Origin of the sequence: Thiohalocapsa sp. ML1, from assembly GCF_001469165.1 — a bacterium.
Classification (GTDB): Bacteria; Pseudomonadota; Gammaproteobacteria; order Chromatiales; family Chromatiaceae; genus Thiohalocapsa.
Genome location: NZ_JABX01000023.1, coordinates 58,748 through 73,225, shown reverse-complemented (window position 1 = coordinate 73,225; position 14,478 = coordinate 58,748). Strand labels below are relative to the sequence as shown.

The 14,478-nt window shown below is 67.5% G+C and carries 13 protein-coding genes; 9 read left to right on the top strand and 4 right to left on the bottom strand.

Annotated features, from left to right (window positions below; translation table 11 throughout):
- Positions 1-28 precede the first annotated feature (28 nt).
- Positions 29-1,843, bottom strand: a complete 1,815-nt coding sequence (locus ML01_RS15535; RefSeq protein WP_058556314.1) for an RNB domain-containing ribonuclease — start codon at positions 1,841-1,843, stop codon at positions 29-31.
- A 238-nt stretch (positions 1,844-2,081) separates the two neighbouring features.
- Between ML01_RS15535 and ML01_RS15530 the strand changes: the two genes are divergently transcribed.
- From ML01_RS15530 to ML01_RS15515, 4 genes are all read left to right on the top strand, one after another.
- Positions 2,082-3,119 carry a folate-binding protein YgfZ gene (locus ML01_RS15530; RefSeq protein ID WP_058556313.1) on the top strand — a complete coding sequence of 346 codons (1,038 nt, stop codon included), beginning with the start codon at positions 2,082-2,084 and terminating at the stop codon, positions 3,117-3,119.
- A 28-nt stretch (positions 3,120-3,147) separates the two neighbouring features.
- Complete coding sequence (gene murI / locus ML01_RS15525) at positions 3,148-3,954, top strand: glutamate racemase (protein ID WP_058556312.1); 807 nt, start codon at positions 3,148-3,150, stop codon at positions 3,952-3,954.
- A gap of 43 nt (positions 3,955-3,997) precedes the next feature.
- Positions 3,998-5,062: a thioredoxin fold domain-containing protein gene (locus ML01_RS15520; RefSeq protein WP_058556311.1), complete on the top strand. Its 1,065-nt coding sequence runs from the start codon at positions 3,998-4,000 to the stop codon at positions 5,060-5,062.
- Between the two features lie 75 nt (positions 5,063-5,137).
- A complete protein-coding gene (locus ML01_RS15515) occupies positions 5,138-5,725 on the top strand; it encodes a Uma2 family endonuclease (RefSeq protein ID WP_058556310.1) in 588 nt (195 codons plus the stop codon).
- A gap of 89 nt (positions 5,726-5,814) precedes the next feature.
- On the opposite strand, the gene lysS is transcribed toward ML01_RS15515, so the two are convergent.
- Both lysS and prfB read right to left on the bottom strand, forming a co-directional pair.
- Entirely contained in the window at positions 5,815-7,347 is a 1,533-nt protein-coding gene (gene lysS, locus ML01_RS15510) for a lysine--tRNA ligase (protein ID WP_058556309.1), read from the bottom strand.
- 102 nt (positions 7,348-7,449) lie between these two features.
- A protein-coding gene (prfB, locus tag ML01_RS15505; protein WP_156427755.1) for a peptide chain release factor 2 occupies positions 7,450-8,548 on the bottom strand; the annotation gives its coding sequence in 2 pieces (ribosomal slippage) (positions 7,450-8,472 and positions 8,474-8,548; 1,098 coding nt in all).
- A gap of 144 nt (positions 8,549-8,692) precedes the next feature.
- Here prfB and ML01_RS15500 point away from each other — a divergent pair.
- The 4 genes from ML01_RS15500 (at position 8,693) to ML01_RS15485 (ending at position 13,438) form a co-directional block, all read left to right on the top strand.
- Positions 8,693-9,436, top strand: coding sequence for a transposase (locus tag ML01_RS15500; protein WP_058556307.1), 744 nt, complete (start codon positions 8,693-8,695; stop codon positions 9,434-9,436).
- A 162-nt stretch (positions 9,437-9,598) separates the two neighbouring features.
- Complete coding sequence (locus ML01_RS15495) at positions 9,599-9,910, top strand: polyhydroxyalkanoic acid system family protein (RefSeq protein ID WP_156427754.1); 312 nt, start codon at positions 9,599-9,601, stop codon at positions 9,908-9,910.
- 409 nt (positions 9,911-10,319) lie between these two features.
- A complete protein-coding gene (locus tag ML01_RS15490; RefSeq protein WP_058556305.1) occupies positions 10,320-12,134 on the top strand; it encodes a hypothetical protein in 1,815 nt (604 codons plus the stop codon).
- A 335-nt stretch (positions 12,135-12,469) separates the two neighbouring features.
- Complete coding sequence (locus ML01_RS15485; protein WP_082674332.1) at positions 12,470-13,438, top strand: serine hydrolase; 969 nt, start codon at positions 12,470-12,472, stop codon at positions 13,436-13,438.
- Positions 13,439-13,711: 273 nt separating this feature from the next.
- Here ML01_RS15485 and ML01_RS28850 read toward each other — a convergent pair whose 3' ends face one another.
- On the bottom strand, positions 13,712-13,870 hold the full coding sequence (locus ML01_RS28850) for a hypothetical protein (protein ID WP_156427753.1): 159 nt from the start codon (positions 13,868-13,870) through the stop codon (positions 13,712-13,714).
- Between the two features lie 257 nt (positions 13,871-14,127).
- Between ML01_RS28850 and ML01_RS28845 the strand changes: the two genes are divergently transcribed.
- Positions 14,128-14,301: a hypothetical protein gene (locus tag ML01_RS28845; RefSeq protein WP_156427752.1), complete on the top strand. Its 174-nt coding sequence runs from the start codon at positions 14,128-14,130 to the stop codon at positions 14,299-14,301.
- The last annotated feature ends 177 nt before the right edge of the window (positions 14,302-14,478 follow it).

The following is a 14,478-nucleotide window of genomic DNA, read 5'->3' as shown; positions in this document are numbered from 1 at the left end:
GATACAGAGCGCCCGGCAGCAACCGGGCTCAGCCCAGCACCCGAAACCGAGCGTCCTGGTCGTACAGATCCACATCGACCAAGCCGAGCCTGAGGTGCTGATCCAGCGCCAGATCGACCTTCGCGCGGAGCTTGGTCTCCAGCGCCAGCGCCGGGATCATCACCGTGTCCTTGCGCTCGCCGAGCTCGACGACCACGCCCTCCCCCTGCCAGCCGCCGTGCCGCAGCAGGTACACGAGCTTCCAGTGCTGGTTCGACTGCCGCTCGGCGCGGCGCACGGCGATGCCGCCCTGGTCCGCCTCGCCGGCGCGGGCGCTCACCTGCTCGGCCGTCAGCGGCGCGCGACCCGCCAGCGCGGCGCGAACCTGCTGATGCACGAGCAGATCCGCATAGCGCCGCAACGGGCTCGTCGCGCGGGCATAGGCGCGCAAGCCGAGCCCGAAGTGCGGGCCAGGGTCGATGGTCGTGCGGCTCGGCTTGAACTGTCGGCGATAGGCGTACATGGCCGCCATGCCCTCCGGCTGCCTGATGCTGTCCGGCGGCGGCTGCGTCGCATGGGGAATGGGCAGGCCGCGCTCGCCGCACCAGCGCGCCGCAGCCTCGCCCGCCATCAGCATCAGGTCCGTGACCATGGCACGGGAGCCGTGGCGGTCGATGGGCCGGATCAGGATCTCGCCGTCCGTGACCCGCAGACTCACCTCCGGCAGGTCGAGCCCAGCGGCGCCCTGGGCCTCGCGGCGGGCGCGGTAGCGTGCCGCGGCGGCGTTGAGCGCCGCAAAGGGCTGCTCGGCGAGCCTGGTCTCGGCACCGGCGTAGCTGAGCCGCTCGGCGCGGATCAGCGTCGGGCGGATGTCGATATCCGACAGCTCGCCGTCGTCGCCCACCTTGAGTCCGAACGACAAGGCCGGCGAGATGGGCTGGAGACCCAATCCGAGCTGTTCGGTGACCGCCGCCGGCAGCATGTTGACGACACCCTCCGGCAGGTAGAGATTCGCGCCGCGAGCACGCGCCTCGCGGTCCAGCTCGCTGTCCGGCGCCACCAGCGCCGCGACGTCGGCCACGTGCACCCAGATGCGCTCGCCGTCGATGCTGACGGCATCGTCCGGGTCCTGGTTGCCCTCGTCGTCGATGGCGAAGGCCGGCAGGTGCGTGAGATCGAGCCGGTCTTCATCCGCCAGCGGCGGCACCGGCAGGTCCGGCTCGCTGACGGCGACGCCGCTGCGCATGGGATACGGGTTGTGCTCGGCCGGCCAGTAATCGACCCGCACCAGAAACCGATGCGCCGCCTGCGGCGTCTCGGGCAGGTCCAGCGTCTTCAGGATGCGGCTGTGCTCACCCTGCTGGTTGGCGAGCCGCTCCACCTCGACCAAGCGCGGGCGGTCGGCGTCGATGATGCGGCCCTTTGCCACGCGCGCTATGAAATCGGCCTGCTCCTGCTCGGCGCGGGCCTTCGCCTCGCGCTCGGCGCGGTCGTGCTCGATGGCCTCGCGCGCGCGCGGCCGGATCAGCTCGGGCGTGCCCTCGAACCACAGGCCCTCGTCCAAGAGCTTCCACACCGCCCAGGCGCTGGCCGGCGTGAAGTCGCCGTAGATTAGCTCCGCCAGCTCCCTCAGGTTGGTCTCGGCGCCCTCCAAGAGCTCCCAGGCCTCATCCGGCGGGGCGCCGCCGGGCTCGCCCAAGTCCGCCAGGCGCTTCAACGGCCCCGGATGCAGCGGCACGATGTCCTTCGGGCGCACGCGCTTGCTCTGACCGCCCTCCACCTCGATCTCGATCTTCTCGCCGAGGCTGACGATGCGGGCAGGGTGAATCTTGTACAGGACGAGGCTGTCGGCGCCGAGGGGCATGGGCAGAGGTGGGCTCGGTATAAGGAAAGTCGGGTTGGGCGGCGGCGTGATCCGACCCGCACCCGCCAGCATGGCGGCCGGTGTGGGCACGAGGCGAGCGCCGCGCGGGATTGCCGCAGATCGGCCCCACATCGGCGATGCTGGATCACAGCCCTGATTCATCGACGCCCCGCGGGGCAGCCGCTATGCTTTGCAGCCTGCCCGTTCCCGGCACCATTAGCAAGGGAGACCCGAACCCATGAACCCGGATTGGCAAAGCTTTCTCACCGCCCGCGGCGCCCCGGCCGCCGAGCCCGCCAACGTGACGCTCACCGCAGCGGCGCCGGACACCGCCTGCGCGCTGACGGACCTCTCGCAGCTCGGGCTCATCGCCATCGGCGGGCCGGAGGCGGCAGATTTCCTGCAAGGCCAGGTGACCAACGACGTCCGCGAGCTCTCCGACACCCATACCCAACTCAGCAGCCATTGCAGCCCCAAGGGCCGCATGCTCGCCAACTTCCGGCTGCTACGCCTTGAAGAAAGCCTGTTTCTAGTGCTGCCGCGCAGCCAGATGGGGGCACTGTTGAAGCGCCTGCGCATGTTCCTGCTGCGGGCCAAGGCCAGCATCGACGACGCCAGCGATGCCCTGGTCTGCTTCGGCGTCATCGGTGCCTGTGCCGACGCGGTGCTCGCGGCCCACTTCGGCGCCCTGCCGCAGGACGACAACGCCATGAGCCGCGCCGGCGACGGCGCGCTGATCCGCGTCGCCGGCGAGCGCCCGCGCTATCTCGTCATCGCGCCCGTGGCGGTCGCGCAGGCGTTGTGGCAGGGTGCCGCGGAGGCGGGCGCCGTCGAGGCGCATCCGGACCTCTGGGCGCTGCACGATATCCGCGCCGGCCTGCCGACGGTGTTGCCAGAAACCACCGACAGCTTCGTGCCGCAGATGACGAACATGCAGCTCATCGACGGCGTGAGCTTCCATAAAGGCTGCTACACGGGCCAAGAGGTGGTCGCGCGCATGCAGTACCTGGGCAAGTTGAAGCGGCGCATGTACATCGCCGAGGTCGAGACGGACACACGCCCGCAGCCTGGGGATGCCCTCACTGCGCCCGGCAGCAGCTCCGAGCAGGGGCCGGGGCGCGTCGTCGATGCGCGGGCCACCGCGTCCGGGCGCTGGGAGATGCTGGTGGTGGCCGAAATCGCCGCCGCCGAGGGCGGTGAGCTCAGGCTCGGCGACGACGGGCCGGTGCTCAAGCTGCGCGCGCCGGCCTACGGCTTCGGCGACGTGGCCGCCTGAGGCCCTGGCGCGCAGGCAGCGCACGGGCATGGGCGCGAGCGCCGACGGTCCCATCGGCGTATTCGATTCCGGCGTCGGCGGGCTCACGGTGCTCGCCGAGATCCGCCGGGCGCTACCGGCCGAGCACCTCTGCTACGTCGCCGACTCCGGCCACGCGCCCTACGGCGAGCGGGCACCGGAGCTGGTGCGCGCCCGCGCCGAGGCCATCACCGGGTTCCTGATCGAGCAGGGCGCGAAGGCCATCGTCATCGCCTGCAACACGGCCACCGGCATCGCCGCGGCGCACCTGCGGGCGCTGCATGAGCTGCCCATCATCGCCATGGAGCCCGCCGTAAAGCCCGCGGCGGCCTGCACCAAGAGCGGCGTCGTCGGCGTGCTAGCCACCAGCGGCACGTTGAAGAGCGAGAAGTTTGAGGCGCTGCGCGGGCGCTTCCACGGTCCGGTGCAGGTGCTAACGCAGCCCTGCCCCGGCCTGGTCGAGCTCATCGAGACCGGCGACTTCGAGGCCGAGGCCCTGCGCGGGCTGGTCGCGGACTTGGTGTCGCCACTGCTTGAGCGCGGTGCAGACACGCTGGTGCTCGGCTGCACCCATTATCCGCTGCTGCATGGACTCATCAGCGATATCGCCGGGCCCGGCGTGCGGATCACCGACGCCGGCGCCGCCGTCGCCCGCCACGTACGCAACCGGCTGGCAGAGACGGGGCTGCTGCGCGACGCAGACAACACACCCGGCGACCAGCGCTGCTGGACCAGCGCGGCGGCACCGGACGCTTCGGCGGCGCTGATCCGGCGCCTCTTGGGCGCGGCCGTGCCGGTTGCTAAACTGCCCTGCTGAAGGCCTTGGTCGCCCCGTCTTCATCCCCTCAGGAGATCACTGCATGACTTCCTTGCCCCGCGCAAAGTTCCTGATCCTCTTGTTCGTTCTGCTGCCGCTCGCCGCGAGCCCGACCCTGGCCGACACCGGCGACGCCGGCCGGGTACTCGGCGGCAAGGAGGCGAGCCACCCGGATTGGTTCAAGGAGAGCTTCCTCGACATCGCCGAGGACCTGAGCGAGGCCGCGGACGGCGACAAGCACGTCATCCTGTTCCTGGAGATGAACGGCTGCCCCTATTGCTTCAAGATGATTGAGGAGAATTTCCAGGGGAGCGACTACAGCGAGTGGCTGCAGGAGCGCTTCGACGTCATCGCGCTCAACGTCCGCGGCGACCGCGAGGTGGCGCTCGACGCCGACACGACGCTGACCGAGAAGGCGCTGGCGGAGCAGCTCGACGTGCGCTTCACGCCGACGGTGGTGTTCCTGAACGGCGCCGGCGACCCTGTCGCACGGGTCAGCGGCTATCGCAACGTGCAGGACTTCAAGCGGGTGCTGGACTACGTCGATGCCAAGGCTTACGAGGGGCAGACGCTCGCCGCGTACCTGGACGCGCAGAAGACAGCCGCCGATGCGCCCGCCTACAGCTTTCGCTCACACCCGAAGATCCGGGAGGCCGTCGATGTCGGCGACCTGAGCGCGATCGACGGCCCGCTGCTGCTGCTGTTCGAGGACGCGGCCTGCGTCGCCTGCGACGCGCTGCACGACGGGCACCTGACGGCCGCGGAGGTGACGGACGCGCTCGGTCCCTTCACCGTCGTGCGCGTCGATGCGCACTCCGATGCCGAGCTCACCGGTACCGACGGCCAGCCCACGACGGGCCGCAAGCTCGCCGACGCCCTCGGTGTCGAATATCGTCCGACGCTGGTGCTGCTCGACGGCCCCGCCGGCGAGAAGGCCGAGATCGCCCGCATCGAGAGCATGCTCTACCGCTACCACTTCGTCGGCCTGCTGGAGTACGCGGGCCTCGGCAAGTACAAGGACTTCCCGGACAGCCCCTTCGACTACATCAACGACAAGACCGCCAAGCTGACCGCTGCCGGTAAGGATGTGTCCATCGCCGATGAATAGGACGGTCGCCGTCGGCATAGCCGGCGGCACAAGCAACACTATACTGGGACGAAACCAGGCCTCCGGAGCCACCGCATGTCCGTGCAACCCGTCCCGCGCCTAAGCTTCGACGACTGGCTCGCCGCCGAGCGGGCGATGACGGACGCTCGCAGCGAGTTTGTCGACGGCGAGATATTCGCGATGACGGGCGGGACCGCCGAGCACAACACCATCTCGGTCAACGTCAGCGCCGAACTCCGCGCCCAGTTCAAGCGCCGCCCCTGCTACGTCTATGCAGGCGACATGAAGGTCCGCGTCGATGCCGCGAACATCGGTGCCTACCCTGACGTCATGGCGGTCTGCGGCGAGCGCAGCTTCCACGATCAGCGCCGCGACACCATCACCAACCCGACGCTCATCATCGAGATCCTGTCCGACTCCACCGAGGCCTACGACCGCGGCGATAAGTTCTCGCACTACCGGCGGCTGCCGAGCCTAAGAACCTATCTCCTGCTCTCCCAGCACCGCGTCAGCGCCGAGCTCTACGTCCGCCAGGAGGACGGCCAGTGGCTGCTCAGTACCTACGAGAGTCTGTCCGAGACCGTTCCGCTCGAATCGGTCGGGGCAAGCCTGGCACTGATCGAGGTCTACGACAAGGTGGAGCTGGACAGCGCAGCCGACTAGTGCAGCAGTCCGCAAATCCCGACACCGTTCTCGGGTCGTTGTCGTTGTCGGGATTTCCGCAGCTAAGCACCAGCGCTGCAGCTGCAAGCTCAGTCTGCCGGCCGCATGTGCGGAAACAAGAGCACATCCCGAATCGACGGCGAGTCGGTGAACAGCATCACCAGCCGGTCGATGCCGATGCCCTCTCCCGCCGTCGGCGGCATGCCGTGCTCCAGCGCGCGGATGTAGTCGGCGTCGAAATGCATGGCCTCCAGGTCGCCCGCGTCCTTGTCGGCCACCTGCTTGCGGAAGCGATCGGCCTGGTCCTCGGCGTCGTTGAGCTCCGAGAAGCCGTTGGCGATCTCGCGGCCGGCGACGAAAAACTCGAAGCGGTCCGTGACGAAGGGGTCGGCATCGTTGAGCCGTGCCAGCGGTGAGACCTCCGTCGGATAGGCGGTGATGAAGGTCGGCTGCATGAGCCGGTTCTCGACCGTCTTCTCGAAGATCTCCACTTGCACCTTGCCGAGCCCGTAGCTGTCCTTGAGCGGAATGCCGAGCCGGGCGGCGATCTCCCGGGCGCGCGCCAGATCGTCGAGCGCGGCCCCTTCGATGTCCGGATTGAAGTGCAGGATGGACTCGCGCACGGTCATGCGCGCGAAGGGCCGGGCGAGGTCGTAGTCCGTACCCTGGTAGTGCACGGTCGTAGTGCCCAGCACGCCGAGGGCAAGCGCGCGAATCATTTCCTCCGTGAGATCCATCAGGTCCGTGTACTCCGCGTAGGCCTGATAGAACTCCAGCATCGTGAACTCGGGGTTGTGCCGGGTCGAGAGCCCTTCGTTGCGGAAGTTGCGGTTGATCTCGTAGACCCGCTCGAAGCCGCCGACAACCAGCCGCTTTAAGTACAGCTCCGGCGCAATACGCAGGAACAACTGCATGTCGAGCGCGTTGTGATGCGTGACGAAGGGCCGGGCGACGGCACCGCCCGGGATCGCCTGCATCATCGGGGTCTCGACCTCCATGAAGTCCCGCGCATCGAGAAACTCCCGAATGCCGTGGACCAATCGCGTGCGGGTGCGAAAGGTCTGCCGCGCCGACTCGTTCATGATCAGGTCGAGATACCGCTGCCGGTAGCGGCTCTCCTGGTCCGACAGCCCGTGCCACTTCTCGGGCAGCGGGCGCAGGGACTTGGTGAGCAGCCGAAGCGAATCTGCCTTGACCGACAGCTCCCCGGTCTTGGTCTTGAAGAGCTGCCCGGACGCGCCGACGATATCGCCGATGTCGAGGTCCTTCTTGAACCAGGCGTATTCGTCATCGCCGAGCAGATCCCGCTGCACGAACACCTGGATGCGCCCGGACATATCCTGCAAGTGCGCGAAGCTCGCCTTGCCCATGACCCGCCGGCTCATGAGCCGCCCGGCCACCTTCGCGCGCACGTTGCGCGTCTCCAGCTCTGCCGCGTCCATGTCGCCGTACTCCGCGTGCAGCTCGCCGGCGACGACGTTGCGGCGGAAGTCGTTCGGAAAGGCGATGCCCTGCTCGCGGATGGCCGCAAGCTTCTCGCGCCGCTGCGCGATTAGCTTGTGCTCGTCCGGCTCGGGCGGAACCGGTGCGGTGTCGGCGTCGTTTGGCTGTGTGTCACTCATGGGTTATTCACGTACTGCAATCTTCGGCACGGCGAATGGTCGCTGTGTCGCTCTCAAACCAAGCGCCGACCATCGGCCTTGCCCCTCGGCCCTCGGCCCTTCCTAGAGTCCACTCTTCAAGCTCGCCACAATAAACTGATCCAGCGCCCCATCGAGCACGGGCTGCGTATTGCCGGTCTCGACGCCGGTGCGCAGGTCCTTGATGCGGGACTGATCGAGCACGTAGGAGCGGATCTGGCTGCCCCAGCCGATGTCGGCCTTGGTGTCTTCCAGCGCCTGCGCCGTGTCGCGGCGCTTCTGCATCTCCAGCTCGTAGAGCTTGGCCTTGAGCTGCTTCATGGCCTGGTCCTTGTTCTTGTGCTGGGAGCGGTCGTTCTGGCACTGGACCACGATGTTGGTGGGATTGTGCGTGATGCGCACGGCAGACTCGGTGCGATTCACGTGCTGGCCGCCGGCACCGGAGGCGCGGTAGACGTCGATGCGCAGGTCCGCCGGGTTGATGTCGATGTGGACGGAGTCGTCGATCTCCGGGGACACGAACACGGCGGCAAACGACGTGTGCCGGCGATTGCCCGAGTCGAACGGCGACTTGCGCACGAGCCGATGCACGCCGGTCTCGGTGCGCAGCCAGCCGAAGGCGTGGTCGCCCTGCACCGCGACGGTGGCGGACTTGACGCCGGCCACGTCGCCGGGCGAGACCTCCATCAGCTCGGTCTTGAAGCCGTGGTCCTCGGCCCAGCGCAGGTACATGCGCAGCAGCATCTCGGCCCAGTCCTGCGCCTCGGTGCCGCCCGAGCCCGCCTGGATGTCGAGGAAGGCATTGGAGCTGTCCATTTCGCCGGAAAACATGCGGCGAAACTCAAGCTCGCCGACGCGCCGCTCGGCGTCCGCGAGGTCTGCGGCCACCGCTGCTACGGTGTCCGCGTCGCCTTCCTCGGCGGCCATCTCGAGCAGATCCGATGCGTCGCCAAGGCCGGCGCCGAGCTGCTCCAAGTTGACGACGACCTGCTCCAGCGCCGCGCGCTCGCGGCCGAGGGACTGGGCCCGCTCGGGGTCGTTCCAGATGTTCGGGTCCTCTAGCTCGCGGAGGACTTCGGTCAGTCGTTCCTGCTTGCCGGCAAAGTCAAAGATACCCCCTCAGGGACTCGACACGCCCCTGGAGGTCAGCGATTTGTGCACGGATCGGATTGAGGTCTTGCATAAGCTAAAGCATCACGGGAAAACCGAGTATGGTATCCGAACTCGCCGTGTCGCGCCGAAATCGCGCGGAAATCGCGCGACAATGGGGACGTGTTCCACTGCTCGTCTATACTCAGCTTGGGGGCAGCAGCAGAGGAGCAGCGCCATGGCACGGCTACCGAGATTCATCCTTCCGGGCTATCCGCAACACGTCGTTCAGCGGGGCAACAACCGGACGCGGATACTGCATGACGAAGAGGACTACTGGGTACTCTGGGCGACACTGCGCGACGCCGCCGCCCGCTTCCGTTGCGCCGTGCACGCCTACGTGCTCATGCCGAACCACTTCCACTTGCTGCTGACGCCCGCGGAGGACGGCGACATCGGCAAGCTGATGCAGTACACCGGCCGCTACTACGTGCAGCATGCGAACCAGCGCTATGAGCGCACCGGCACGCTCTGGGACGGGCGCTACCGGGCGACGCTGTTGGACCCGCAGGCCTATTTGCTGGAGGTGTCCAGCTACATCGAGCGCAACCCGGTCCGCGCCGGGCTGGTGCCGACAGCGTCCGACTACGAATGGTCGAGCTACGGCGCCAACGCGCTCGGCACCGAGGACGAGCTGGTGACGCCGCACCCCGTCTACGACGCCCTGGGCGAGCACCCGGCGGCGCGCCAGGCCGCTTATCGGGAGCGTTGCGACGCGGCACCGGATGACGCCACGGTGCAACGCATCCGCGATGCCACGAACAAGGCTTGGGTACTGGGTGACGAGGGCTTCTGCGAGGACATCGACGCACGGCTGAACCGGCGCGCGCGCCCGCAGCCGCGGGGTGGCGATCGGCGCTCCGCGGCCTTCCGGCAGGGGCTCGCGCAACGGCAAGCGCCAAACGACGATCAGCATCCCTGATGGCGGCACTGGCCACCGGCCCCCGGATCTGTACTAACCTTGCGTGCGGTGCAGCGGGCGGCCGGGCGCGGGGCCCCGCTGCGCGGGAACCGCGCGACGCCGCGGGCGCGTGCCCGAGAACAGCAAGGCGCGGCCAGCCGCGCCGCCGAGGAGGCCAAGTGCATGTCCATTATCCACATCGTGCGCCAGCACACGCTCACGCTCGTGGAGGCGAAGGCGGAGGTCGAGCGCATCGCGGAGCGGGTCGACAGCGAGTTCGGTGCCGACTACGCATGGGACGGCGACACGCTCAGCTTTTGGCGCTCCGGTGTCTCGGGGCAGATTACGGTCACCGAAGAGGCCCTGGACCTGAGCATCAAGCTCGGGTTGCTGTTGACGGCGGTGAAGGGCCAGATCGAGCGGCAGATCGCCGACAAGGTGGACGAGACCCTTGCCGCCCGCGGCGCGCTGGCACCGCCCGATCCGGACGACTGACCCCGGAGCATGTGCTCGGATGCCCCGGGCCAAATGCTCCTCCACCACAGTAGTACCAGGCGGAACTGTGATAGTCCGCACGTGTGCCGCCGCGGCCTTCCCGTATGCTGAATTCAGGCGCGGGCACGGGCTCCTCCCTAAGCGAGGGCAGCACCACGGCCGAATCACATCCCGACGAGCTACCTCCAGGGGACGGGCGCAGGGTTAATGGCGGGCGACAGCGCACAGCACTACGGCGGACGGCCGCGCGAACGGGAGCCAAGGCTCGGCTCGCTCGCAGTCGTACCACAGAACACGAGCGGTCCCGCAGCAACGAGACCGCCAGTCGCCCGTGATGGCGTGCAGGTGGGATTGCCGCCCGGACGAGCCACAGCTCACGCTGAGCGCACCGTCGCTCAAAGGCCCGGGGATGTTTTTTCGCAACCAATCACCGCAGCCCGATCGGCTGGATCTCAGATTCGGCATCGCCTCGCCGAGCCAATGGGGCGCGAGCCCGGTCGGCTCGCCCACTAAGCTCATCCGCAACCTTGATGACGAGTTCGAGTCCCCGCAACTGCTGCTGAAGGAAGCGCTGTTTCAGGTGCGGACCCTGAACCGCAGCAACCTGGCCGCCGCCAAGCGCATCAAGCTCGCGACCGCCCTACAGCAGCGGCTATGGCCAACCTTCGCCGCAGCGCGAGATGCGTTGCGCAAGAACGAAGACGGCGTGCCCGAGCCGCAGCCGCAGCGTGAGCTGCTGGACATGACCGATGAGGTCATCGGCGCGCTCGGCGCCTGCTATCTGTCGGTGGTCGAAGCCGACTACCGCACCGATGAACGCCATGGCCGGGCCGAGCTCACGCACATCCTGGAGTCCGCCACCCGCGTCATGGAGCTCACGCACCTGCAGCAGCGGCTGCGCGCGCTGCGCTTCCAGCCCCTGCCGCAAAACGCCTGGCTGGCGGTCAACACCCTGTATTGCGTGCTCTGCCGCGCCGGCGTGCAGAACACCGCCGTGCCGGCCATGTGCGATGACCGTCTCTTGCTGGACACCGACGGCACCACCCGCCCGCAGCGCATCTACGCGCTGATCCAGGCTTTCGGCCTATTCGACTGTTTCACCTGGAGCAAGCGGCGCCAGCGCTTCCTCGACAGCTATTGTGTCGCATTGCCGGACGCACTCGTCATCAGCTATCTGCCGAAGATCGCCGTCGGCGGCATCGTGCGCTTCACCCATGCACACCAAGACGGGCCACCCAGCCGCTCGGCGGCACAGGGGACCATCCATCGGGTGCTCATCGACTGCAACGTGCTCGCCGACGCGGTCCGCCAAGACAAGGAGACGGGGCGCCAACATCTGACGCAGGCCAGCAGCGCGACTGCCGCCTGCCTCGCCGGCCTGCCACCGCTCGCGCGCCGGCCCATTCTGCGCGCGATGTTGCGCAGCCTGGAGCACGGCGTGCCGCCCCACCGCCCCGACCAGAGCGAACGGCATCGCTGCGATTTTCGCCTGGAAACCGGCTTCGACCGGGTCAGCGCGCACCTGCAGATGGTCTTCACCGCAGACCAGGCGAAGCGGGCGCATATGCTCGGCAACGCGGCCTTTGCCGGACGCTCGGCGACACAGAACGACAGCGGCGAAGGCGCCCTCGGCACCGAATGGGTTGTGCTCCAGCAGAGCGATCAGCACAGCATCGTCAGCACCAAGGAGACGCGCTACACCAAGCCCATCGCCCTGGGCTCGGTTGTCGTCTACGGCATCGGCGACGAGGGCTTTCTGCGGCCCTCCATCGGAGAGGTCGCGCGGATCGTGCGCCTCGACGATGCACAAATCGTCATCGGCATTACGCGCCGCGCCCGCTTCGCGACCCTGGTGAACGTCTTCGCAGCGGTGAGCGAGGACGCCCCCGACCACAGCGCAGGCCAGGTGCCCTGCCTGCTCGCCTACGACGACGATCTGGGCTGGTGCGTGATCTCCTCCCCGCGCAGCTCGTTGCCGGTGGGCTGCCCGATCCAGATCCGCACCCGCCACCTGCGGGTCGCTACGCGGCTCAAGCGCCTGCGTGCCATCACCCCACACTTCATGCTGTTCGAGCTCGATGCCATGGAGCCGCGCCTGGGCACCCCGAGCTATCCGAGCGCGCGCCGCCGCCACCGCCACAGCGGCATCATCATGACCAGCCACCTGCGCGGCGTCACCGAGCCCACCGAAGAACTGCGCCGCCCACGCCGTCGGCAGGGCTGACGACGCCCCGCTCAGCGCCGCCGAGACCTTGGCGCCTGGGTCGCAGCACCGGACTCGCCGTTGCCATGCACCGAGCAGCCCGCCCGGCGCGCGGCATGTCGCCACGCCCCGACAGCCCGTCTTCCCGCCCCGCTTTAAGAAAACCCCGGAGTCGGCTGACTTGCCGTGGTTTTTCTTTTGATGCGGACTTGTTTTTCCGGACGCTCCTGCCTATCCTTTGAGCACATCGCCTTGTGGTGGACCCGTCGTGTCCGGGGGGAGCGATGTCCGCTTGCGGGCATCGCAGACGGATTTTTCCGCATTCGCACAATGCCGGTACACCGGGGGTAACCAGCATGTTTGGCATATCGCAGAACGAACAGCTCCACGGCGCGCGCAGCAGCGCCGACCTGTCGGGCGACGCACCGACGATGGACCGCCGCAGCTTCATCGGCCGCACGCTGTTGGCAACAGGCGCCGTGCTCGGTGGCCTGCCCATGGCCGCCGACGCAGCGCGCTTGCCCACGCTGCAGGGCCAGGTCGTGAGCCTCGTCAACCGGCTCCGCGCGGAGGGCAAGATCCGCTGGGACGAGAAGACGGCTTGGTCCGTTTACGACTTCACCGGCCGCAAGAAGCTCGTGTCCATCAACGAAGAAGAGCCTCTCCAGGCCGCGAGCATGATGAAGCCCTTCGTCGCGCAGGCCTTCTTCTACACGCTCAAGGACAATCCGGGCCGGCTGCAATACACCGCTTCGATCCGCGGCACCATGGAGCAGATGATCCGCAAGAGCAGCAACAGCGCGACGAACGAGATCATGCAGATCGTCAGCCGCTACAACGGCAATCTGGGCGCGCAGGCCACCGAGCGCGTGCTGAAGCGCCACGCGCCCCGGGTCTTCCGCCAGACCAGCATCGTGGAGTACATCCCGAGCAACGGGCGCACCTACCTCAACCGGGCATCGGCACGGGATTACAGCCGCTTCCTGTTCGCGCAGTGGCACCGGCAGATGCCGCATTCGTCGGAGCTGCTGGACATCATGGCGCTGCCGAACCACGACCGCATCACGCGCGGCGTGAGGAACATGCCGTCCGATGTCCGGGTCTACGACAAGACCGGGTCCACGGCGATGCTGTGCGGCAACATGGGCATCATCGAGTGTCGCGACACCCGCGGCCGGCCGCGTCCGTACACCTTCGTCGGCATCATCGAGAAGTCGAACCGCACCGACCATTACGGCACCTGGATCACCAACCGCAGCAACGCGATGCGCGAGGTGTCGAACCAGGTCTATCTGCACATGCAGAGCCATCACCGGCTGGCCTGAGCACGACGCGATGCCGCCGGCCGTGCTTGGGGTCGGCGGCGCTGAGGAGCGTGGTTCCGTTTGAGCAAGCAACCTTGGCCCCGCCGTTGCGGGGTTTTTTGTGCGCCGGCCTCGACCGCGCCCCCTACACCCGTGCGCACCGCCTCGGACCTGTCGGAGCCTTCTCCACACGACCTCCCCCGTCCCTTGCCGCGAAGTCGCGGACCCACCTCCTCCGTCAGCGAACCAAATGAACGTTCGCTATCGGCCAAACTGCATACCGGATACCCTGACTCATCTCCAACTCAGTTCCACCGCGACGAGCCCCACACCGGCATCGTGCGCCTGCCCGATCTTCCCGCCGCACAGCGAATCGCCCTGATGGAACGGGTCATCGAGCGCTATGCCGATGCCCTTGCCGACGGTGCCATGCTCACGGTCGGCGCAGATCATGTCCGTATCTCAAGACCAGATCCGGCAGTCGATTGAGGCAAGGTGTCGAGCACCTTGCCGCTCACGCGTTCCCTATCATGATGCAGCCAGCGCAGCCCGGATGGATGAACGCGGCCTCCGGCAACCGTCGCTGACCCCGGATATCGCGGCGCCCCATCCGGGCTATTTGCTGCACTACTTCGTCCAAAAGTACGCAGCGGGTCGAAGAGCCGACCGTCCGCACCCTGCTGCAACAGACCTCTAACGGAAAACCGCTCATGCAGACCTTCATCGACCACTACATCGAGCAAGGCATCAATCAGGGCCTCGACCAACGCCAACGCCTCGGCGAGGCAACCGCCCTGCTGCGTCTGATCGAGCGCCAGATGGAGCGCAGTTTCGGCCCGCCCAGCGACAGCGTGCGCGAGCCGCCGACAGCGACACGCTGCTAGAGAGGCTCGCCCGCATCCTCGTCGCCAAGTCGGTGGAGGCGGTGCTGCACCGACGGCGGCTAGCAGTTCCGAGCTCAAGTTACGGGACAGTTTACTTATCTCTTAGCTGGCTATCGAGACCGAATTAAGTAAACTGTCCCTGGAACTCGAGTGTATGCGATTGTTAGCCATAGATTT

What these genes read in the sequence shown, in the direction of transcription:
- ML01_RS15535 (WP_058556314.1), bottom strand. Translation starts at nt 1,843, where the DNA reads ATGCCCCTCGGCGCCGACAGCCTCGTCCTGTACAAGATTCACCCTGCC.
- ML01_RS15530 (WP_058556313.1), top strand. Translation starts at nt 2,082, where the DNA reads ATGAACCCGGATTGGCAAAGCTTTCTCACCGCCCGCGGCGCCCCGGCC.
- murI (WP_058556312.1), top strand. Translation starts at nt 3,148, where the DNA reads ATGGGCGCGAGCGCCGACGGTCCCATCGGCGTATTCGATTCCGGCGTC.
- ML01_RS15520 (WP_058556311.1), top strand. Translation starts at nt 3,998, where the DNA reads ATGACTTCCTTGCCCCGCGCAAAGTTCCTGATCCTCTTGTTCGTTCTG.
- ML01_RS15515 (WP_058556310.1), top strand. Translation starts at nt 5,138, where the DNA reads ATGTCCGTGCAACCCGTCCCGCGCCTAAGCTTCGACGACTGGCTCGCC.
- lysS (WP_058556309.1), bottom strand. Translation starts at nt 7,347, where the DNA reads ATGAGTGACACACAGCCAAACGACGCCGACACCGCACCGGTTCCGCCC.
- ML01_RS15500 (WP_058556307.1), top strand. Translation starts at nt 8,693, where the DNA reads ATGGCACGGCTACCGAGATTCATCCTTCCGGGCTATCCGCAACACGTC.
- ML01_RS15495 (WP_156427754.1), top strand. Translation starts at nt 9,599, where the DNA reads ATGTCCATTATCCACATCGTGCGCCAGCACACGCTCACGCTCGTGGAG.
- ML01_RS15490 (WP_058556305.1), top strand. Translation starts at nt 10,320, where the DNA reads ATGTTTTTTCGCAACCAATCACCGCAGCCCGATCGGCTGGATCTCAGA.
- ML01_RS15485 (WP_082674332.1), top strand. Translation starts at nt 12,470, where the DNA reads ATGTTTGGCATATCGCAGAACGAACAGCTCCACGGCGCGCGCAGCAGC.
- ML01_RS28850 (WP_156427753.1), bottom strand. Translation starts at nt 13,870, where the DNA reads ATGATCTGCGCCGACCGTGAGCATGGCACCGTCGGCAAGGGCATCGGC.
- ML01_RS28845 (WP_156427752.1), top strand. Translation starts at nt 14,128, where the DNA reads ATGCAGACCTTCATCGACCACTACATCGAGCAAGGCATCAATCAGGGC.